Below are 21,884 nucleotides of genomic sequence, written 5' to 3' on the forward strand. Positions count from 1 at the left end.
GAAGGAGTGAGAAATGATCACGGTCACTCCGGGCATGAGGCGTCTCTGCGCCAGCGTGCTCGGTATGGAGGCCATAGTCGTCGGGCTGTTCACGCCGGTGGCCATCAACACGCAGGGGATCGAACCGGCCGTCGCGGCCACCGTCGGGCTGGGCCTGGCGCTCCTCTGCGTGGTGGTCATCGGCCTGCTCAAGCGGCCTTTCGCCTACGTCGCGGGAAGTCTGATCCAGGTGCTCGCCATCGCCTCCGGCTTCATGGTCACGACCATGTTCTTCCTCGGAGCGATCTTCGCCGCGCTGTGGATCACAGCGATATTCGTCGCTCGCCGTGTCGAGGGCGTGACTTCTCGCTAAAGTCGGCCAACATGGCCGTCCCTCCCATTCAGCCGACTCGGGCGGTGGGCGCCGGGCCCACGGGCCTGGTGCGCGCACTCGGTGTCCCCTTGATGCTCGACGTCGTCCTCGGACTACTCGTCGCGGTAGTGCTGCCGTTGGCGATCGTCGCCATTCCCAACACCATCTCGGTGGTCGCCGCCCTCCTGCCGCCGGAGGTCTCGCAGATAGCGATGATCAGGGCACACGGGCTGGCGCTCCCCGCGATGGTCCTGACCATGCCGGTGGCCGCGGTACTGGTGCGCCGGGTGAGGGCGGCCCCGATGGTGGTCGCGGGGCTGACCCTGCTCGCCTTCGCGGACGCCGCCGGCGGCTATGCGGGGTCCACGGCGCTGGTGGGGATCCTGCGGGTCCTGCACGGTGTCGGCGCGGGCCTGCTGGTCCCCGCCACCCTGATGGCCGTCTGGGGGCGTTCCCCGTTCCTGCGGGTGGTGTGGGCGGCCACGCTGGCGGCCAGCCTCCTGGCCGCACAGGCGCTCGCGCTCTGGCCACTCGACCAGGTCGACTCCTGGCGCGTCACCCTCCAGCCGTACCCGATGCTCACCGGGGTGGCACTCGTGCTGGCCGCGCTCTACCTCGTGCTGTGGCTGAAGGACGGTGAGGGCGCTGCCGGCCCGGACCCGGGCGGCGCGGCGCGTGGGCGCACGCTGTGGGCGGTCGTGCCCGCCGCGGGCGTCGCGGCCCTCGCCCTGGGCAGCACGTTCGACTGGTCGGCGAGTCTCGTGATCCGCGCGGCCCTGGTGTCCGTCCTCGTGCTGCTCGCCCTGGCCTCCTCGGGTGCCTCACGGGGGGCCGTCGGCCGTGCGCCGGCCTACGCGATGGTCGCGGTCGGCGTCGTCGTCCTGCCCACCGCGGCTCAGGTCACCTACGTCGAGCTCGGTGGGCTGGGGGGTCCAGGTCTGTCCGGCCTGTGGTCGGCCTTCGCGATCGCCGCCGTGGTGGCTCTCCTGGCCGCCGCGCTGACGAACCGGCTGGGCGTCACGACCATGCCCATGGTCACCGCCGGTGGCCTGGTGGTGGTGGTCGCGGGCCTGTGTGCCGTACGGCTCTTCCTTCCCACCTCGGGCGGGCTCGCGCTGATCCTCCCGTTCGCGCTGCTCGCGGGGGGCACCTCGGTGGCCCTTACCGGCGCGCTGCGTTCCTGTGCCGAGGAGGCCGCGCTCCTGGCACTGTCGCTGTTCTTTCCTGCGGTGCTGGCGGGTTTCCTGCTGGGCAGCGGCGTTCAGGTCGCCCAGCTGCGGGAGGCCAGGACCCCGCAGGCACTGGTCGACGGGTTCGTGGGCGCTCTGCACCTGTGGACACTGGTCGGGGGTGGCCTGGTGCTCGTGGTGATCGTGCTCGCCGCCGTTCTGGCCCGTCTCCTGCCGGGGAGTCCGGACAGCCTGCCGGGGAGTCCGGACAGCCCGCCGGATGCCGGTACGGCGGACGTCTCGCCGATGGCGGGCCCCGCCTCCGGGCTGGTGCCCTCTCCCGCGGGGGAGGCCGATCCCGCCGGCGGAGCCTGGCAGGGAGCCGTCACGCGCGGACAGCCGGGGCCCACGGTGGTGCGGCCGCGCTCCGAGGCAGTGGCCGGTTCCCACACGCCGGCCCGCTCGAAGCCGGAGGCCAGGCCCATGAGCGGGTCCGTCGCCGCGGCCGGAGGAGGGACCGGGGCGGGCAAGGGCAACAGGTCCAGGCCTCGGCACGAGCCGGACCGCGTTCCCGAGAGCGACCCCGACACGGAGCCGGAGCCGGAGAAGGTGGTCGCGCCACCGGTGGTGGTGCCACCGCCCGCGCCCTCGCCGGAGGACGGCCCTGGGGGCGGCCCGGCCCTCCAGTGATTCCGTCGACCACGGGAAAGCGTGTGAAGGGCGGTAAACTTCGCGCGATTACCGCAGTCCGCGACCCATACATGTTCGAAGGAGAACTTCAGTGTCCGAGCGCACCCTTGTCCTGATCAAGCCCGACGGTGTGGCGCGTGGTCTCATCGGCGACGTGATCGCCCGTGTCGAGCGCAAGGGTCTGAAGGTCGTGGCGCTGGAGCTGCGTACCCTGGACGTCGAGACCGCCAAGACGCACTACGCCGAGCACTCCGAGCGGCCGTTCTTCGGTGAGCTGGTGGAGTTCATCACCTCCGGCCCGCTGGTCGCGCTGGTGCTCGAGGGGCCGCGCGCCATCGAGGCGTTCCGCTCCCTCGCGGGCCTGACCGACCCGGTCAAGTCCGCTCCCGGCACCATCCGCGGTGACCACGCTCTGGAGATCGGCGAGAACGTCGTGCACGGCTCGGACTCCCCCGAGTCCGCCGCAAGGGAGATCAAGATCTTCTTCCCGGATCGCTTTTAGGCGTCCGCTTTTATCGTGTTTGTCGGGCCCCGCCGTCCTTCTGGACGGCGGGCCCCGACGTATTTGGCTAACCCAAGATTTTGCTGCGGCAGGCCGGCTCATTGCGCTCAAGGGTGGGTGCGTCACGTTACGATTCGAGTGCGTTCCGTAGTTTTCGCCGACGACCTGACGGAAGGAGGCCGGCTTTCCTCATGGGCAGCAATCTTGCTTTTTTGGGCCGTGACATGGCAGTCGACCTCGGCACCGCGAACACCCTTGTGTACGTCAGAGGGCGCGGGATCGTGCTCAACGAGCCGTCCGTCGTAGCGATCAACAGCATCACCGGGAAGATCGTGGCCGTTGGCATCGAGGCCAAACGGATGATAGGCCGCACTCCGAGCAACATCATCGCCATCCGCCCGCTCAAGGACGGTGTCATCGCCGACTTTGATGTCACCGAGCGCATGCTGCGCTACTTCATCCAGCGGGTGCACAAGCGCCGCCATTTCGCCAAGCCGCGCATCATCATCGCCGTGCCGAGCGGGATCACCGGGGTCGAGCAACGGGCGGTCAAGGAGGCCGGGTACCAGGCGGGCGCCCGCAGGGTCTACATCGTCGAGGAGCCCATGGCCGCCGCGATCGGCGCCGGGCTCCCCGTGCACGAGCCCACCGGCAACATGGTGGTCGACATAGGCGGTGGCACCACCGAGGTGGCGATCATATCGATGGGCGGTGTGGTCACCAGCCAGTCGATCAGGGTGGGCGGTGACGAGCTCGATCAGGCGATCATCGCCTTCGCGAAGAAGGAATACTCGCTCATGCTCGGCGAGCGCACCTCCGAGGAGATCAAGATGGCCATCGGCTCCGCCTGCATGCTCCCGGAGGAGAGCCATGCCGAGATCAGGGGCCGTGATCTGGTCAGCGGCCTGCCGAAAACGATCGTGGTGTCGGCGGCCGAGATCCGCAAGGCCATCGAGGAACCGCTCAACGTGATCGTCGACGCGGTCAAGACCACACTTGACAAGTGCCCGCCGGAGCTCTCCGGAGACCTCATGGACCGGGGGATCGCCCTCACCGGGGGTGGGGCGCTCCTCAAGGGCATGGACGAGCGGCTGAAGGCCGAGACCGGCATGCCGATCCACCTCGTCGACAACGCACTCGACTCCGTGGCGTTGGGCACGGGCAAGTGCGTCGAGGACTTCGACGCCCTGCAGCAGGTCCTGGTTCCCGAGCCGCGGCACTGATGAAGGACACCCGCCGGGCACGGGTCAACCTGGGGCTGCTGCTGGCCGCCGCGCTCGTGTTCGTGACCATCGACCACCGTTCGGCCACGCAATCCCCGTTCGGGCCGCTCCGTACGGCCGGCACGACATTGTTCGGCACCGCGGAGAGTGTGGGGTCGGGGATCGTGCGGCCGGTCGGCGAGTTCTTCGAGACGATGGCCGAGGCTCCTTTGGCGCGTGGACGCATCGAGGAGTTACGCGCGGAGAACCAGCGGCTCAAGCGCGACCTGGCGGCGCAGAGCCTCGACCGGGGGCGATCGGAGGAACTGCGCAAGCTGCTCGGTGTCTCGGGCACCGGCGGCTACAAGATCCTGCCCACCCAGGTGATAGCTCGGCGCGGTGCTCCAGGTTTCGAGGAGGCCGTCGAGCTCGACGTGGGGCGCGCCGACGGGGTGCGCACCGAGATGACGGTGCTGAACGCCGACGGCCTGGTCGGCAGGGTGGTCCATGTGGGCCCGTCCACCTCGACCGTGGTCCTGCTCAGCGACCCCGCCTCGGCGGCCGGGGCCCGGCTGGAGGGAAGCAACGAGATCGGGGTGGTGCACGGGGTGGGGGAGAACGGCCGCCTGGTCCGTTTCCGGCTGCTCGACTCGACCGCGCCCATCATCCCCGGTCACCGCATCGTGAGTTTCGGTTCCCAGCGCGGCGCGCCGTACGTGGCGGGGGTGCCGATCGGAGTGGTGGAGCGGGTGGAGGCCACACCGGGTGAGTTGACCCGAATCGCGTACGCGCGGCCGTATGCCGACCTCACCGCGCTGGACGTGGTCGGCGTGGTGGTACAGGCGCCGCGCCGCGACCCGCGTGACACGGTGCTCCCCTCCGGCCGGGGAAAGGCGGCGGCTCCCCGCTTCCAGCGAGAGGGGCTCTGACGGGATGGGCCGCAACGCGATCTTCGTGACGCTGCTCCTGGGAATCATGATCTTCCAGGTGACCGTCGTCAACAGGTTGCCGCTGCCGGGACAGGCCGCGCCGGATCTGGTGCTGCTCGCCGTGGTGGGGTACGCGCTGGCCCGCGGGGCCGCGGCGGGGGCGGTCATGGGTTTCGCGGCCGGACTTCTCAGCGATGTGCTGCCGCCGGCCGCGCACCTGTTCGGGTACCACGCGCTGGTGCTCTGCCTCGTCGGCTTCATGGCGGGACGCGCGGTGGAGAGCCATCCGGGGGCGGGGCCGCTCGCGGCGCTGGCCTGCGCGGCCGCCGGTCCGGTGATCGCGGTGGCGGCCGGCGCCCTGCTGGGAGACCCGCGGACCGGCATGTCCATGCTCACGACGGCGCTGCCGCAGGCGGTGCTCTACAACCTGCTTGCCGCGTCGCCGGTGGTGTGGGTGGTGCGAAGGCTCGTCTGCGGGCCGGAGGCGCGCCCCGTCCAGGTGCTCGGATACGTCATGCGGAGCCGCTCGTGAGGCCGCGTACGAGGCACCTCGTGCTGCGGGACACGTGAGTGGCGGTGGGGAGGAACGGGCATGGGCCTGATGCGAGGGCGACTGGTCGTGGTGCAGTTACTGGTGGTGTCGATGCTGGCGCTGCTCGCCGTCCGGCTCTGGCAGGTACAGGTGGTGCGCGGCCCGGAGTACGTGGTGGCCGCCACCGAGACGCGCACGCGCGATGTCGTCGTTCCCGCGGTGCGCGGGCAGATCCTCGACTCGACGGGCCATCCGCTGGTGCGAAACCGGACCACACTGGTGGTCTCGGTCGACCGCACCCGCCTGAACCGGATGGAGGGCAACGGCAAGGAGGTGCTCGAGAAACTGGCCGCCGTGCTCGGCCGTCGCCCCGCCGAGTTGCGGGAGCGCATCAGGGCATGCGGGCCGGGGGTCACCCGTCCCTGCTGGCCCGGCTCCCCGTACCAGCCGATCCCCATCGACGCGGACGTCACCACGCGCGAGGCCCTGCAGATCCTGGAGCGGCAGGAGGAGTTTCCCGGGGTCACGGCCGAGGTGCAGGCGGTGCGGGAGTATCCGAGCCGGAGCGCGGGAGCACAGGCGCTCGGCTACCTGCAGCCGATCACGCAGGAGGAGTTGAACAGGCGCGACGGGCTCAGGGCGGCGTTCTCCGGGGTCGACCTGGTGGGCAGGGACGGCCTGGAGTCGGTCTACGACGTGTCCCTGCGGGGAACGCCGGGGATGCGGCGGGTGCAGGTCGATCGGCTTGGCAAGGTCACCGGGGTGGAGCAGCACGTGCCTCCGGTGCCGGGCGACACGCTCATCACCAGCATCGACTCCAAAGTGCAGGCAACGGCGGAGAAGGCGCTGGCCGAGGCGATGAAGGGCGCGCCCAGCGCCGACGGAGCGGCGGCGGTGGTACTGGACGTGAAGACGAGCAGGGTCGTCGCCCTGGCCAGCGCGCCGACGTACGATCCGGAGATCTGGACCGGGGGAATCTCCGAGGTGCACTACCAGCGCCTGCTGTCCGGCAAGGCGGGCAAGCCGCTGATCTCCCGGGCCATCAAGGGCGAGTTCGCGCCTGGTTCGACGTTCAAGGTGTCGTCGGTGGCGGCGATGCTCAAGGACGGCTACCCGCTGAACGGCCAGTACGACTGCCCGGGGTCCTTCATGGTGGGCGACCGGCCGTTCAACAACTTCCGGGGTATCGGGCTGGGAACGCTCACCCTGCACACGGCGCTGGTGAAGTCCTGCGACACGATCTTCTACCGGGCGGCCTACGAGCAGTGGCTGCGCGACGGCGGGCTCACCCCCAAGGCGAGGACCAAGGAGCCGATGGCGGCCATGGCGCGCGCCTATGGTTTCGGCCGCCCCACCGGTATCGACCTGCCGGGTGAGTCGGCGGGTCGGATCCCCGACCGGGCTTGGAAGAAGACGCTCTGGGCGGTGACCAAGGACACCAACTGCAAGCGGGCCAGGACCGGTTACCCGGAGGTGGCCAGGAGCAGTCCCAGCAGGGCCGCCTTCCTCAAGCGACTGGCGTACGAGAACTGCCTGGAGGGGTACCAGTGGCGGCCCGGTGACGCCGCCAACTTCTCCATCGGGCAGGGCGACGTGCTGGTGACGCCGCTGCAGCTGGCGGCGGCCTACGCGGCACTGGTCGGGGACGGCAGGCTGCGCAGCCCCCGGGTGGGCTGGGCGCTGGTGCGTCCCGACGGCACCAAGGTCAAGGAGATCGAGGTGCCGGTGGTGGGCAGGCTGCCGCTCTCACCGCGGGAGCGGGCCTACATCAAGGGGGCGCTGAGCGAGGTCGCCTCCGACGGCACCGCGGCCGGGGCCTTTGCCGGGTTCCCCATGGACAAGGTCAAGATCGGTGGAAAGACCGGCACCGCCGAGGTCTACGGCAAGGCTGACACGTCCTGGTTCGCCTCGTTCGCTCCGACGGACAAGCCGCAGTTCGTGATCGTCGCCATGGTGTCCCAGGGCGGGATGGGCGCCCAGACCGCGGCTCCGGCGGTGCGGAAGATCTACGAGGGCATCTTCGGGTTCAAGCCCGACGGCAAGCCGTCCTCCCCGATCCTGCCGAGCGGGCGCCCGGTGAGAGCGCTTCCGGTGATCGCGAAAGACGGGACGGTGGCGCGATGACATTCGCTGTGGCATCTGTGACACCGTCCGCGGTGAGGTCTGTGACGGCGTCGGCGGTGACGTCCGCCAGGAGGGCGGCGTGAACCGGATGGCGGCCTCGCCGCCCAGGGCGTCCCTGGCCGGCCGGATGGTGGCGGCGCTCTCCGCAGTGGGCCGGATGGACGGGATGATGCTGGTCGCCGTAGCCGCCCTGGGGGTGATCGGCACGATGCTGGTCTGGTCTTCGACCAGGACCTGGGCGGCCGGCTCCACGGGGCTGGTCAAGAAGCATATCCTCAACCTCGTCATCGGAGCCGTGCTGGCCGGTACGGCCGCGATGGTGGACCACCGGACGCTGAGAACCTTCGCGCCGCTGGTGTACGGCGTGACGCTGATCGGACTACTGCTGGTGATCACCCCCCTCGGCAGCACCGTGAACGGCGCACACTCGTGGATCATGCTGGGTGGTGGTTTCGCGTTCCAGCCCTCGGAGTTGGCCAAGCTCGGCCTGGTGCTGATGCTCGCCATGCTGCTCGCCCAGCCCGCCCGCGGCACCGACCGGCCGAGAAGTTTCGACGTCGTGATCGCGCTGGTGGTGGCCACCTTCACCATGGGACTGGTGATGCTCCAGCCCGACCTGGGAACCACGATGGTCATCGGGGTGATCACGGCCGGTGCGATCGTCGTGGCCGGCGCCCGCAAGCGCTGGATCGGCGGGCTCACCCTCGGCGTGCTCGGCGCGGGGGTCGCCGTGTGGTTCCTCGACATCCTGGAGCCGTACCAGATCGCCCGGTTCACCGCGTTCCTCAACCCGGCCAGCGATCCGCGCGGGGTCGGCTACAACAGCACCCAGTCGCTGATCGCGATCGGGTCGGGAGAGGTGTACGGCAAAGGGCTGTTCGGGGGTGGCCAGACCACCGGCCGCTTCGTACCCGAGCAGCACACAGACTTCATCTTCACGGTGGCGGGGGAGGAGTTCGGTTTCCTCGGTTCGGTCACCGTGGTGGCGCTGCTCGGGGTGATCCTGCTCCGGGGGGTGCGGATCGCGCGCGAGTGCGAGGATCGGTTCGGCGCGCTGGCGGCCGGATCGATCGTGTGCTGGCTGGCCTTCCAGTCGTTCGTCAACATCGGGATGACGGTCGGGATCATGCCGATCACCGGCCTTCCCCTGCCGTTCGTCTCCTACGGCGGTACCGCCACCTTCGCCAACATGATTGCCTTTGGGCTGCTTCAGGCGATTCACATGCGCCGACAGTCTTTCTAGCACCGGCATGGGCGACTGCCGATGGCACTCTCTCCAGGCGGATATTCTTGATGGCATGTCTGTCGAGTCGCTGTTTCCCCGCCTGGAAGCGCTCCTGCCCAAAGTGCAGAAGCCGATCCAGTATGTCGGAGGTGAGCTCAACTCGACAGTCAAGGACTGGGACGAGAGCACGGTTCGCTGGGCGTTGATGTATCCGGACGCCTACGAGGTCGGCCTGCCCAACCAGGGTGTCCAGATCCTCTACGAGATCCTCAACGAGCTGCCGGAGACGCTGGCCGAGCGGACCTACGCGGTCTGGCCCGACCTGGAGGCGCTCATGCGCTCCGAGGGCGTGCCCCAGTTCACGGTCGACGCACACCGGCCCGTACGGGCGTTCGACGTGTTCGGTCTCTCCTTCTCGACCGAGCTGGGCTACACCAACATGCTGACCGCGCTGGACCTGGCGGGCATCCCGCTGGAGGCGGCGGAGCGGGGCGACGACGATCCGATCGTCCTGGCCGGCGGCCACGCGGCGTTCAACCCCGAGCCGATCGCCGACTTTCTCGACGCCGCCGTACTGGGCGACGGGGAGCAGATCGCCATCGCGATCACCGAGGTCATCCGCGAGTGGAAGACCGAGGGCTCGCCCGGCGGGCGTGACGGGCTGCTGATGCGGCTGGCCGAGTCGGGCGGGGTCTACGTGCCGAAGTTCTACGACGTCGACTACCACCCCGACGGCCGCATCCAGCGTGTCGCACCCAACAGGTCGGGTGTGCCGTGGCGGATCCACAAGCACACGGTCATGGACCTGGACGAGTGGCCGTATCCGAAGAAGCCGCTGGTCCCGCTGGCCGAGACCGTGCACGAGCGGTTCAGCGTGGAGATCTTCCGCGGGTGTACCCGGGGTTGCCGGTTCTGCCAGGCCGGCATGATCACCCGTCCGGTGCGTGAGCGCTCGATCACCACGATCGGCGACATGGTCGAGGCGGGCGTGAAGGCCTCAGGTTTCAACGAGGTCGGCCTGCTGTCGCTCTCCTCGGCCGACCACTCCGAGATCGGTGAGGTCGCCAAGGGGCTGGCGGACCGCTACGAGGGCACCAACACCTCGCTCTCGCTGCCCTCGACCCGGGTCGACGCCTTCAACATCGACCTGGCCAATGAGTTCTCCCGCAACGGCCGACGCTCCGGCCTGACGTTCGCCCCCGAGGGGGGCTCCGAGCGGATGCGCAAGGTGATCAACAAGATGGTCACGGAGGAAGACCTGATCCGGACCGTCACCACCGCGTACACCCAGGGCTGGCGACAGGTGAAGCTCTACTTCATGTGCGGCCTGCCCACCGAGGAGGACGTCGACGTCGAGGGCATCGCCGACCTGGCCAAGAAGGTCATCAAGGCCGGTCGAGAGGCCACCGGGTCGCGCGACGTCCGCTGTACGGTCTCCATCGGCGGCTTCGTTCCCAAACCGCACACCCCGTTCCAATGGGCCGGCCAGGCCGACCACGAGACGGTCGACCGCAGGCTCAGGGCGTTGAAGGAGGCCCTGCGCGGTGACAGGGAGTACGGCCGGGCCATCGGCCTGCGCTACCACGACGGCAAGCCCTCGATCGTGGAGGGCCTGCTCTCCAGGGGGGACCGCCGGGTCGGGGAGGTCATCCGCGCGGTGTGGGCGGACGGCGGCCGGTTCGACGGCTGGAGCGAGCACTTCTCCTATCAGCGCTGGATGGACGCCGCCGCCAAGGTCGGCGTCGACGTCGACTGGTACACCACGCGTGAGCGCGAGGAGAACGAGGTCCTGCCCTGGGATCACCTCGATGCCGGCCTCGACCGCGAATGGCTCTGGCAGGACTGGCAGGACGCGGTCAACGACGTCGAGGTCGAAGACTGCCGATGGACCCCGTGCTACGACTGCGGTGTCTGTCCCACGATGGGGACAGAGATCCAGATCGGGCCCACCGGGAAGAAGCTGCTGCCACTGACGGTTGTCTGAGGTAGGCGGTGCGTGAGTACCGCCCACTGTAGAGATGACGACCACGACTTTGAAAGGACGACACCACCCTGAAACCCGCTCCTGACGGGCCGCCGCCCGCGCCAGTGGTGCAGCGCCTTCGTGTGCGCTACGCCAAGCGCGGCCGCCTGCGCTTCACCAGCCACCGCGACATCTCCCGGGCCCTTGAACGGGCGGTCCGGCGAGCCGATGTCCCGGTGGCGTTCAGCGCGGGCTTCTCGCCCCACCCGAAGATCTCCTATGTGGGAGGGGCCGCCCCCACCGGGGTGGCCAGCGAGGCCGAATACCTCGAGATCAGCGTGACTCGGGAGTGTGACCCGGAGTGGTTGCGAGCCGCTCTGGACGCCTCGCTGCCGCCCGGTCTCGACGTGCTCGACGTCGTGGAGGCGGGCCCCGCGAGCCTGGCCGACCAGATGGAGTGCTCGGCGTGGGAACTTCGGCTGCCTGAGGCCGATCTCGCCCTCACCGGGGTCGCGGTTGAGAAATTCGTCGCCACCGATCACGTCGAGGTCGAACGCCTTACCAAGAAGGGGATACGACGTTTCGACGCGCGGGAGGCGGTGCTGAGCCTCGCGGCATTTGAGGGCAAAGGGACAACAGCAGGTCAGGCGTCCAGTCGGCCATGTGTCATACTTCGCATGGTTGTACGGCACGCAACTCCTGCCGTTCGACCCGACGACGTTCTCACTGGACTGCGTCTTGTGGCTGACTTCGCGCCGCCGGTGCCCCCCGAGGTGACCAGGCTGGCGCAGGGCCCGCTGGACGTTCGCACCGGTGAGCCCGCTGATCCGTTCGGCCTGGACCGCGACATTACGCGCGGCGGCGAGACGGAACCGGTGGGCAGGCGCGTCGGCGGCGACATATAGGACTTGGCGCCGGGCTATGAGCCTGGCGGACAGTGAGAGACGAGAGCTCCCGCGCGGCGCGGAGACGCGCCCGGGAGCTGAACGGGAGAGCGCCCGCATGCTCGACAACGAGCCCAACGCCGAGGTCAACGGCCTCGGCGGGGATACGACAACAGAAGAGACGCAGCCACCGGCGCCCCGGCGCAGGGCCGCGAGCCGACCTGCCGGCCCTCCGCCGGAGGAGCCGGATTCGGTTCCCGAGGTCGTGTCGGCACCCGCACCTCGGGCGGCGTCCGACACCTCGCCGGAACCATCGCCGGCCGGTGCGGCCGTGCCCGCGGCGGAGTCCGCGGAGGCGGCGGCGGAGATGAAGGAGATGGCGCCCAAGCGCGCCATCAGGCGCAAGGCCGCCACGACGGACGGTGTCGCCACCACCGCGCGGCGTAGTCGTGCGAAGAAGGCGGCCGAACCGGTCGCCGAGCCTGTCGAGACGGGGATCGCCGGGGCGGAGCCCGCCGCCGTTCAGGAGCCCTTCGCCGAGCCCGCGCCGCAGGAGGCGCCTGCCGCCCCTGTCAAGCGCACTCGTACGCGCAAGAAGGCGGTCGTACGGGAGGCGCCGGCCGAGGCCGAGAAGGTCGCCGACAACGTGCCCACGGCCGTGGCGGAGGAGGTCGAGGCGGAGCTGCTGCTCGAGATGCCCGCCGACGAGCCGCTCGATGACGAGCCCGCCGGTGAGGACGTTGTCGAGGAGGTCGCCGAGGGACGGCGGCCGGGGCTGTTCGCCGACCCCTTCGGGCTGGTCGCCCAAGAACGTTCCGAGGTGCCCTCGGTGACCTTCCAGGCGCCCGCGGCGGTGTTCCAGCCGCTGTTCCAGGCCCCCGACCCGCAGCGGGCCACGCAGCCCGCCGCCCGGCCCGCGCCGGTCCAGCCTCCCGCGCCGCAGCCGGAGCCCGAGCCGGCCGTGGCGAAGGCCGAGATCGCCGAGGAGCCCGAGGACGACGACACGGACGGAGAGGACGACGACGCCGGTGGCCGTCGGCGTCGGCGCCGCAGGGGCGGTCGGGGCCGTGGCAAGACGCGCGACCTCGACGAGAGCGAGGAGACCGAGGCCGAGCCGGAGGAAGAGGACAGGCCCGAGGCCGAGCAGGACGACGACTCGGAGAGCGGCAGTTCGCGCCGGCGTCGCCGCAGGCGGCGCAGGGGCACCGATGAGACGGGCGAGGTCCCGGATGACCCGCCGAACACCGTGGTGCGCATTCGCGCGCCCCGCGCCGGGCGCAGCACCTCGGTGGACGAGGTGCAGAGTGTGCGCGGCTCGACCCGCCTGGAGGCCAAGAAGCAGCGCCGCCGCGAGGGGCGTGAGCTCGGCCGCAGGCGTCCGCCGATCATCACCGAGTCGGAGTTCCTGGCCCGCCGGGAGTCCGTCGAGCGCGTGATGGTGGTCCGTCGTACCGGCGGGCGCACCCAGATCGCGGTGCTGGAGGACGGCGTCCTCGTCGAGCACTACGTCAACCGCGAGGCGAGCCAGTCGTACGTGGGCAACGTCTACCTCGGCAAGGTGCAGAACGTCCTGCCGAGCATGGAGGCCGCGTTCGTCGACATCGGCAAGGGCCGCAACGCGGTGCTGTACGCCGGAGAGGTGAACTTCGACACCGCGGGGCTGGAGGGGCAGCCCAAGCGGATCGAGGTGGCGCTGAAGTCGGGCCAGTCGGTGCTGGTGCAGGTCACCAAGGACCCGATGGGGCACAAGGGCGCCCGCCTGACGAGCCAGATCAGCCTTCCTGGGCGCTACCTGGTCTACGTGCCCGACGGCTCGATGACCGGGATCAGCCGCAAGCTCCCCGACAAGGAGCGCACCCGCCTCAAGAGCATCCTCAAGAAGGTCATGCCGGAGAACGCCGGGGTCATCGTCCGCACGGCCGCCGAGGGCGCGTCGGAGGACGAACTGAGCCGCGACGTGGCCAGGCTGTCGGCGCAGTGGGAGAACATCCAGCGCAAGGCCAAGTCGGCCAGCGCGCCGGAGCTGCTCTCCTCCGAGCCGGACCTGACGGTCCGGGTGGTCCGGGACGTGTTCAACGAGGACTTCGCCTCGCTGGTCGTCGCGGGAGACGAGGTATGGGAGACGGTCGATGAGTACGTCCGTTACGTCGCCCCGCACCTGGCCGGCCGCCTCAGCAGGTGGGAGGAGGGCGGCGACGTCTTCGCCGCCTACCGGATCGACGAGCAGATCGCCAAGGCGATGGAGCGCAAGGTCTGGCTGCCCAGTGGTGGCTCGCTGGTGATCGACAGGACCGAGGCCATGACCGTGGTCGACGTCAACACCGGCAAGTTCACCGGCCAGGGCGGCAACCTTGAGGAGACCGTCACCCGCAACAACCTGGAGGCGGCCGAGGAGATCGTCCGCCAGCTCAGGCTGCGCGACATCGGTGGCATCATCGTCATCGACTTCATCGACATGGTGCTGGAGAACAACCGGGACCTGGTGCTGAGGCGGCTGCTGGAGTGCCTGGCCCGCGACCGTACCAAGCACCAGGTCGCCGAGGTCACCTCCCTCGGCCTGGTCCAGATGACGCGCAAGCGGGTCGGTCAGGGCCTCCTGGAGGCGTTCTCCACGGTCTGCGAGTGCTGCAACGGACGTGGCCTGCACGTCTCGGCCGAGCCGGTCGAGGGCAAGCCGGAGCCGCGGGGCACGCAGGGCAAGATGGCGGTCGAGAAGGCCGTCGCGGAGAAACTCGGCAAGGACGGTAGCCAGGCTGTGGCGGCCGGTGACCAGTCGGGTCGTGATACGGTGACCGATGCGCTTGACGGCGTCCAGAATGAGGACGGTCAGGCAGCACAGGCTTCTGGCCGGGGGCGGAGACGCTCCCGCAAGGCCAGGCCGGCCGAGTAGGTCCTGTCCCGCAGATCTTGCCGTGGCGAGGGTCTGCCGGGTGGTGTCTCGCAAGGCGGAAGAGGAGCTCATAGCGTGTTATGGGTGACGAAGCCGCCGCGGAGGCCCCGCCTGGGTGACCAAGGCAGGCAGAAGATCCAAGGAGCAGGACCTGGGGTCGGCACCCCCGACGTTCCGCCCGGTTCGACCAGGACACCGTCAATCCGGTACTCTGGTGAACCGGTGCGCTCATGGCGCGCCCTGTTCGCGCGCCTACCCGGTACGTCATCAATGACCATAGCCGGATGCGGGGCGCAGCATCCAGCGAGCAAGCAGTCAGAAGAAGGGTTCCGCGGTGTACGCGATCGTTCGTTGCGGCGGCAGGCAGCAGAAGGTCTCCGTCGGTGACGTCCTTGAAGTGGACAAGGTCGCCGGCGAGGTCGGTTCCACGGTTTCGCTGCCGACGGTCCTCGTCGTCAACGACGGCGACGTGACCACCGAGGCGGGCAAGTTCACGGTTGCCGCCGAGATTCTCGGTGAGACCAAGGGTCCGAAGATCCGGATTCTGAAGTACAAGAACAAGTCGGGGTACAAGAAGCGCCAGGGTCACCGCCAGCGGTACACCCAGGTGAAGATCACCGGCATCGACCAGGCCTGAGTTTCGGGAGTTTTGCGAGATGGCACACAAGAAGGGCGCGTCGTCCACTCGGAACGGCCGCGACTCCAACGCCCAGCGGCTCGGTGTGAAGCGCTTCGGTGGTCAGCTGGTCAACGCCGGCGAGATCATCGTTCGTCAGCGTGGCACCCACTTCCACCCCGGCGACAACGTTGGCCGTGGCAGTGACGACACGCTGTTCGCGCTGGCCGCAGGCCACGTTCTGTTCGGCGTCAAGCGCGGGCGCCGCGCGGTGAGCATCGTTCCGGTCGCGGAGTAGATTCGCACCGACAGACGTTGAGCGCAGGGGTGGATCGCATTCAGCGGTCCACCCCTGTTCGCGTTTTTCGTCGAAGTTCCCGTAGATAGAGGTAGGAAAGTAGACATGCCGGACTTTGTGGACCAGGTGGTCCTGCACATCAAGGCCGGTGACGGGGGAAACGGCTGCGCCTCTGTCCATCGGGAGAAGTTCAAGCCGCTGGGGGGCCCGGACGGGGGCAACGGCGGCCGCGGCGGCGACGTGATCCTGGAGGTGGACGCCAACACGGCGACGCTCCTGGAGTACCACCGCCGCCCGCACCGCAAGGCCGACAACGGCAAGCAGGGACATGGCGCCAACCGCGACGGCGCCAACGGTCCCGACATCGTCATCCCGGTTCCCGACGGCACCGTGGTCAAGGACGCCGACACGGGTGAGGTCCTCATCGACCTGATCGGCGCGGGCACCCGCTATGTGATCGCCGAGGGTGGGCACGGCGGGCTCGGCAACGCCGCGCTGGCCTCCACCAAGCGCAAGGCCCCCGGTTTCGCGCTGCTCGGTGAGCCGGGCGACGAGCGCGATGTGATGCTGGAGATGAAGAGCGTCGCCGACGTGGCGCTGGTCGGCTTCCCCAGCGCGGGCAAGTCCTCTCTCATCGCGGCGCTCTCCGCCGCCCGTCCGAAGATCGCCGACTACCCGTTCACCACGCTGGTACCCAACCTCGGAGTGGTCACCGCCGGCGCGACCGTCTTCACGGTCGCGGACGTCCCCGGCCTGATCCCCGGCGCCTCGCAGGGCAAGGGCCTGGGGCACGAGTTCCTGCGCCACGTCGAGCGTTGCAACACGCTGGTGCACGTGATCGACTGCGCCACGATGGAGCCGGGCCGTGACCCCGTCAGCGACTACGAGGCGATCGAGGCCGAGCTCGCGGCGTACGGCAAGCTGGAGGACCGGCCGCGCCTGGCGGTGCTCAACAAGTCCGACGTGCCCGACGCCCGCGATCTGGCCGACATCGTCGGGCCGATGCTCGAGGAGCGGGGGTTGCGGGTCTTCTCGATCTCCGCGGCCACCCATGAGGGGCTCAAGGAGCTGACCTACGCCATGGGGGAGATGGTCGCCGCGGCCAGGGCCGCCGCTCCGGTCCCCGAGCCGACCCGGCTGGTCATCAGGCCCAGGCAGCACGGGGACACGGGATTCGCCGTCCGCCGGGTCGACGAGGACACCTTCCAGGTCACCGGGGCCAAGCCGGAGCGGTGGATCCGCCAGACCGACTTCACGAACGACGAGGCCGTGGGCTACCTGGCCGACCGGCTGGAGCGGCTCGGCGTCGAGGAGGAGCTCACCAAGGCCGGGGCGAAGGCAGGGGCCGAAGTGATCATCGGTTCCATGGAGAACGGCTACATCTTCGACTGGCAGCCGACGCTCAACGCCGAGGCCGTGCGCCAGGGGCCGCGCGGATCGGACAACCGGCTCGGTTAGCGCGGTGCCGGGAACCCCGCTGTTCTTTCCAGTGATCGTCTTTGAAAGGTGCGTGTCGTGGACTCTGCGCGCGAACGGATCCGTACGGCTTCACGCCTCGTCGTGAAGGTGGGTTCGTCCTCGCTCACCACTCCGCAGGGAATGATCGACGTCGACCGGGTGGACGCCCTGGTGGACGTGCTCGGCGCTCGGCGGAAGTCCGGCACCCAGATCGTGCTGGTCTCCTCGGGTGCGATCGCGGCGGGCCTCGGCCCGCTGGGCCTGCCCGCCCGGCCACGCGACCTCGCCACCCAGCAGGCCGCGGCCTCGGTCGGCCAGGGCGTGCTGGTGGCACGCTACACCTCCTCCTTCGCCCGGTACGGCCTGCGGGTCGGCCAGGTGCTGCTGACCGCCGACGACATGATGCGCCGCTCGCACCACGTCAACGCCGAGCGCACGCTGGCACGCCTGCTTGAGCTGGGCATCGTCCCGGTGGTCAACGAGAACGACACCGTGGCCACCGACGAGATCCGCTTCGGCGACAACGACCGCCTCGCCGCCCTGGTCGCTCATCTGACCAGGGCCGACGCGCTGGTGCTGCTGTCGGATGTGGACGCTCTCTACGACGGCGATCCCCGCCGCCCCGGTGCCCGCCGGCTTACCGAGGTGCGCGGCCCCTCCGACCTCGTCGGGGTCGAGCTCGGCAAGGGCGGCGCGGTCGGCACCGGTGGCATGGTCACCAAGGTTCAGGCCGCCAAGATCGCCACAGGGGCGGGCGTTCCCGTGGTGCTGACCGCCGCCGCGCACGCGGCCCAGGCTCTCGCGGGAGCCGATGTCGGCACCTATTTCCATCCCGAGGGCCGCCACCCGGGCACCCGCCTGCTCTGGCTGGCTCACGCCACCACCGGCCGAGGCCGGCTCCACCTGGACTCCGGCGCCGTCGAGGCCGTGGTGAGCCGCCGCAAGTCACTGCTTCCCGCGGGGGTCACGGCGGTCGAGGGCGAGTTCGCGGCGGGCGACCCGGTGGATCTGTGCGGGCCGCTCGGCCAGGTGGTCGCGCGCGGCCTGGTCAACTTCGACGCGGGGGAGATTCCCGGACTGCTCGGCCGTTCCACCAGGGAACTGGCGGCCACCCTGGGGCCCGAGTACGAACGAGAGCTCATCCACCGTGACGACATCGTCATACTGGAATTCCACCACTAGTTCTTTTGGGAGCGCGAGATGTCCGAGGACTTCCTGAAGGTAGCCCTGGCGGCTAAAGAGGCCGCCGCCGAGCTGGCCCCGCTGCCGAGGGCGCCGAAGGACGCCGCGCTCCGTGTGATCGCAGACGCGCTCGTGGCCGGGTCCGCCGAGATCGTCGCGGCCAACGCGCTCGACGTCGAGAAGGCCAGGGAGAGCGGGATCTCCGAATACATGATCGACCGTCTCAGCCTTGACGAGGCCAGGATAGAGGCGATCGCCGAGGCGGTCCGCCAGGTCGCCGACCTTCCCGACCCGGTGGGTGAGGTGATCCGGGGCAACACGCTGCCCAACGGGCTGGAGCTGCGCCAGCTCCGGGTCCCGCTCGGGGTGATCGGCATCATCTACGAGGGCCGGCCCAATGTGACCGTGGACGCCGCGGCGCTCTGCCTCAAGAGCGGCAACGCCACCCTGCTGCGCGGCTCCTCCAGCGCGTACGAGTCCAACACGGTTCTCGTCAGGATCATGCAGGAGGCGCTGGCGGGCACCGAGGTGCCCGCAGGGGCCGTCCAGCTGGTCCCCGGATTGACCCGCGACTCGGTCAAGCAGCTCATCCGGGCCCGCGGCCTGGTCGACGTACTGATCCCGCGAGGCGGCGCCTCGCTGATCAATTCGGTGGTGGAGGAGTCCACGGTCCCGGTGATCGAGACCGGGGTGGGCAACTGCCACGTCTATGTCGACGCCGACGCCGACCTCGACCTGGCGATCCAGATCCTGATCAACGCCAAGGTCCAGCGTCCCTCGGTCTGCAACTCCGCGGAGACGTTTCTGGTGCACGCGGCCGTGGCCGACGCCTTCGTGCCGCGCGCGCTGGCCGCGCTGGCGGCGGAGGGGGTCACGGTGCACGGCGACGCCCGCGTCGCGGCGTACGGCGACGTGGTGCCCGCGAACGAGGAGGACTTCCGGATGGAGTATCTCTCGCTGGACATCGCGGCCGCCGTGGTCGACTCGCTGGAGGACGCGGTCGCGCACATCAGGAAGTACGGCTCGGCCCACACCGACGCGATCGTCACGCGCTCGGTCAGCGCCTCCCGCAGGTTCGTCGCCCTGGTCGACTCCGCGGCCGTGGCGGTCAACGCCTCGACCCGGTTCACCGACGGCGCGGAGTTCGGCTTCGGAGCGGAGATCGGCATCTCCACCCAGAAGCTGCACGCGCGCGGCCCCATGGGCCTGCCGGAGCTGACCTCGACCAAGTGGGTCTACACCGGCGAGGGCCATCTGCGCACCAGCGAGGGCACGGTCCTCGCCTCGGCCGAAACCGGCCCGAGATAGAGGGGGCCAGGTAGGCGACGGCCAAGCCCTGACCGTTTCAAACACGGGAACCGTAACCGGGAAGTGATTCAGCCGCCGGGTAAACCCGGCGGTCCCCTCGCTTCGCTGAACATGATGGTGAAGCCGGCATACCGGGGGGTTCGTCGGGGATCTCGTTCGGCGACCTCGGTGGTTGCCGAGCGTTACGGTGTGTCGCTCCGTGTGATAGCGGTCGCTTATGGTTTGACTGGGCTTCATGGAAATCGTAGTTGTATTCCTTTTCATAGCTTTTGTTCTTTTTGGCGTGGATCGGCTGCTGCTGTTTCTGGAGAGCCGCGGGCATGTCAACTGGCGCCGCACCCGGCGCCGCGACCTGTCGGCCGAACCCACCGCGAAGCTCGACAACCTGCTGGAAGACCCGGCCCGCGACCCCGGGCGCCGGCGCTGAGGTGCCCCGCCCGCGACCTGACCCGAGCCTGAGAATGCCGGCGGGGACGTGCGCGTCCCCGCCGTGCCGATCTTTTCGGGAGTCCGGCGTGCCATCGGGAAAACGTCACACTCGCCCGCTATGGTGTGGTCTCCTATGGCTGGACAGCAGGGAAGCGAGCGGTAGCGAGCGACCCGACAGGCGCAGCGGTCCCTGACCCATGTGGCCGACGCAGGAGGTCACATGGGTCGTCTCGGGCGGGTCGGTCCTTACACGTTGCTGGAGCGTCTCGGCCGAGGAGGCATGGGCGAGGTCTACCTCGCCACCTGCCGCCGTGGCGACAACGTCGCGCTCAAGGTCCTTCACGGCATGGTCGGCACCGACTCCGAGGCCCGGATGCGCCTGGAGCGTGAGGTCCGCGCCCTTCGCAGGGTCGAGAGCCCCTATGTGGCCCGAGTCGTCGACGCCGACCTCGACGGCGACCGGCCCTACCTGGTCATGGAGCACATCGAAGGGGAGACCCTGCTGGAGCGGGTGCGGCGCGGCGGTCCCCTGGAAGGCGGCCTGCTCACCCTCGCGCAGGGGCTGGCCACCGCTCTGTCGATCATTCACGCGGCCGGGGTCGTCCACCGCGACCTCAAGCCCGCCAACGTGCTGGTCAACGAGGACGACGAGCCCGTCCTCATCGACTTCGGCATCGCCCACGTCCTGGACGCCACCCGGCTCACCCTGACCGGCACCTTCCTCGGCACCCCCGGTTACGCCGCCCCCGAACTGTTCGCCGACGAGCCCGTGGGCGAACCCGCGGACGTGCACGCCTGGGCGGCCACCGTGGCCTTCGCCGCGACCGGCCGGCCCACCTTCGGCCGGGGCACGGTCGAGGCGCAGATGTACGCGATCCTCAACGGCCAGGCCGACCTTGAGGGGGTCCCGGCCGCGCTGCTGCCCCTGATCCGCGCGGCCCTGCACCGCGAGCCGGCCAAGCGCCCGACCGCGGCCCTCCTCGCCGGACGCCTCGGCCGCCTCGCCCGGGTGGTGCCGGGCGAGGCGGGGACCGCCCAGAAGGCGGACGACCCCGCCGGGGAGCAGCCCGGCCCGGCCAGGAAGCGGGAGAGCCGTTCCAAGCCCCGCGCCAAGGGCGACGAGTCCGCGAGGAGCGGCCGGCCGGCCAGGGCGGAGACAGGCAGGGGGAGGTCACCCGCCCCGGCGGACGGCTCCGCGGAGCCCGCGCGGGCCGTACGCTCTCCTGCCGCCTCGGAGGGCACGTCACGCGGCGGGCGGGCGGCGCTCGCCTCAGGCGAGGCGCCCCGCGCGGGGCGAGCGCTCCTCGCGGCGGGGGAGACGTCACGGGGTGGGCGTCAGGCTTCCCCGACCGCTGAGGTGCCCGGCGGCGGGCGTCCGGCCTCCGCGGCGGGGGAGGCCTCGCGGGGCGGGCGTCCCTCCTCCGCGGGCGGCAAGGCGACCCGGCGCCAGGCGGGCGGAAGGCGATCCGGCGGCGCGGCCGGGGAACTCCAGGCCCCGGGCCGGGCAGGGCCGCTGCCCACGGGTAACGCGGCACTGCTCCTGCTGGCCGTGCTGGCCGTGCCGTGCGTCGTGGCCACGGTCATCTGGCCGCCGGCCACCTTCGCCGTCACCGGCCTGTTCGCCACGCTGGCCCGCGCACTCTGGGCCGGGCACTGGCTGGTCAGGAAGCGCAAGTCGGCCAGGGTCCGGGTGGCCCTGCGGGTGCTGTGCTTCCCAGTGATCTTCGCCGTCTCGTTGCTGACCGTCCTGGTCTGGCCGGGGCTGCCGGCGGCCGCCCTCGCGGGTCTCGCGCTCTGGCTTACCCTCGGTGGCTCGCTGCCGCCGGAGTGGTGGCTGCACTCCGCCCCGGTCGCCGCCTCCGGGGTTGTGTTCGGCGTCGTCTGCGGCGGCCTACTCGGCAGGGAGATCGAGCGGATCGGCACCCGGCTCGTCGAGCTCCGGAAGGAGGGCCTGCGCGCGCTCGCCGTGCTGGGCGGCTTCGTCGCCCTGTGCTCCGCGGCCGTACGCGTGATCGCCCTTCTCGTGTAGGGGTCCGTCAGGGCCGTGTCCCGCCGCGTGGCCGGCGGTCACCGCGGCACGCCGCGGCTCCGTCCTCAGCCTCGCGAGGCGGCAGCCGACCGAACCTCGCCA

General features: G+C 70.1%; 18 protein-coding genes. All 18 read left to right on the forward strand.

From position 1 onward, the window contains the following. Nucleotides 1–13 precede the first annotated feature (13 nt). On the forward strand, nt 14–352 hold the full coding sequence (locus OIE13_RS03990) for a DUF4233 domain-containing protein (protein WP_326642775.1): 339 nt from the start codon (nt 14–16) through the stop codon (nt 350–352). An 11-nt stretch (nt 353–363) separates the two neighbouring features. Continuing rightward, complete coding sequence (locus OIE13_RS03995; protein ID WP_326642773.1) at nt 364–2,211, forward strand: hypothetical protein; 1,848 nt, start codon at nt 364–366, stop codon at nt 2,209–2,211. Nucleotides 2,212–2,302: 91 nt separating this feature from the next. Next, the gene (gene ndk / locus OIE13_RS04000) at nt 2,303–2,713 is read left to right on the forward strand and encodes a nucleoside-diphosphate kinase (protein WP_326642771.1); all 411 of its coding nucleotides are present in this window, start codon (nt 2,303–2,305) and stop codon (nt 2,711–2,713) included. Nucleotides 2,714–2,904: 191 nt separating this feature from the next. After that, nucleotides 2,905–3,936, forward strand: a complete 1,032-nt coding sequence (locus OIE13_RS04005; protein ID WP_030924806.1) for a rod shape-determining protein — start codon at nt 2,905–2,907, stop codon at nt 3,934–3,936. Next, nucleotides 3,936–4,844 (forward strand): rod shape-determining protein MreC, encoded by a 909-nt coding sequence (gene mreC / locus OIE13_RS04010; protein WP_326642767.1) that lies wholly within the window; start codon nt 3,936–3,938, stop codon nt 4,842–4,844. The genes OIE13_RS04005 and mreC overlap by 1 nt, the downstream gene beginning before the upstream one ends. A 4-nt stretch (nt 4,845–4,848) precedes the next feature. Then, entirely contained in the window at nt 4,849–5,376 is a 528-nt protein-coding gene (mreD, locus tag OIE13_RS04015; protein WP_326642766.1) for a rod shape-determining protein MreD, read from the forward strand. A 60-nt stretch (nt 5,377–5,436) separates the two neighbouring features. Next, the gene (mrdA, locus tag OIE13_RS04020; protein WP_326642764.1) at nt 5,437–7,500 is read left to right on the forward strand and encodes a penicillin-binding protein 2; all 2,064 of its coding nucleotides are present in this window, start codon (nt 5,437–5,439) and stop codon (nt 7,498–7,500) included. An 88-nt stretch (nt 7,501–7,588) separates the two neighbouring features. Then, nucleotides 7,589–8,743, forward strand: a complete 1,155-nt coding sequence (rodA, locus tag OIE13_RS04025) for a rod shape-determining protein RodA (protein WP_326646865.1) — start codon at nt 7,589–7,591, stop codon at nt 8,741–8,743. A 55-nt stretch (nt 8,744–8,798) separates the two neighbouring features. Continuing rightward, nucleotides 8,799–10,709 (forward strand): TIGR03960 family B12-binding radical SAM protein, encoded by a 1,911-nt coding sequence (locus tag OIE13_RS04030; protein WP_326642762.1) that lies wholly within the window; start codon nt 8,799–8,801, stop codon nt 10,707–10,709. Nucleotides 10,710–10,813: 104 nt separating this feature from the next. Next, nucleotides 10,814–11,593, forward strand: a complete 780-nt coding sequence (locus OIE13_RS04035; protein WP_326642761.1) for a TIGR03936 family radical SAM-associated protein — start codon at nt 10,814–10,816, stop codon at nt 11,591–11,593. A 97-nt stretch (nt 11,594–11,690) separates the two neighbouring features. After that, on the forward strand, nt 11,691–14,462 hold the full coding sequence (locus OIE13_RS04040) for an Rne/Rng family ribonuclease (protein ID WP_326642759.1): 2,772 nt from the start codon (nt 11,691–11,693) through the stop codon (nt 14,460–14,462). A gap of 334 nt (nt 14,463–14,796) precedes the next feature. Continuing rightward, on the forward strand, nt 14,797–15,099 hold the full coding sequence (gene rplU / locus OIE13_RS04045; protein WP_030924785.1) for a 50S ribosomal protein L21: 303 nt from the start codon (nt 14,797–14,799) through the stop codon (nt 15,097–15,099). Between the two features lie 19 nt (nt 15,100–15,118). After that, entirely contained in the window at nt 15,119–15,376 is a 258-nt protein-coding gene (gene rpmA / locus OIE13_RS04050; protein ID WP_030924780.1) for a 50S ribosomal protein L27, read from the forward strand. A 105-nt stretch (nt 15,377–15,481) separates the two neighbouring features. Then, nucleotides 15,482–16,834, forward strand: a complete 1,353-nt coding sequence (gene obgE, locus OIE13_RS04055) for a GTPase ObgE (protein WP_326642753.1) — start codon at nt 15,482–15,484, stop codon at nt 16,832–16,834. A gap of 57 nt (nt 16,835–16,891) precedes the next feature. Further along, nucleotides 16,892–18,016 (forward strand): glutamate 5-kinase, encoded by a 1,125-nt coding sequence (gene proB / locus OIE13_RS04060; protein ID WP_326642751.1) that lies wholly within the window; start codon nt 16,892–16,894, stop codon nt 18,014–18,016. 18 nt (nt 18,017–18,034) lie between these two features. Continuing rightward, the gene (locus OIE13_RS04065; protein WP_326642749.1) at nt 18,035–19,324 is read left to right on the forward strand and encodes a glutamate-5-semialdehyde dehydrogenase; all 1,290 of its coding nucleotides are present in this window, start codon (nt 18,035–18,037) and stop codon (nt 19,322–19,324) included. Between the two features lie 235 nt (nt 19,325–19,559). Next, complete coding sequence (locus tag OIE13_RS04070) at nt 19,560–19,751, forward strand: hypothetical protein (protein ID WP_326642747.1); 192 nt, start codon at nt 19,560–19,562, stop codon at nt 19,749–19,751. Nucleotides 19,752–19,973: 222 nt separating this feature from the next. Further along, entirely contained in the window at nt 19,974–21,782 is a 1,809-nt protein-coding gene (locus OIE13_RS04075; RefSeq protein WP_326829538.1) for a serine/threonine-protein kinase, read from the forward strand. Nucleotides 21,783–21,884: the final 102 nt, after the last annotated feature.

It is taken from the genome of Streptosporangium sp. NBC_01810 (assembly GCF_035917355.1).
In the GTDB taxonomy this organism is placed as follows: Bacteria; Actinomycetota; Actinomycetes; order Streptosporangiales; family Streptosporangiaceae; genus Streptosporangium.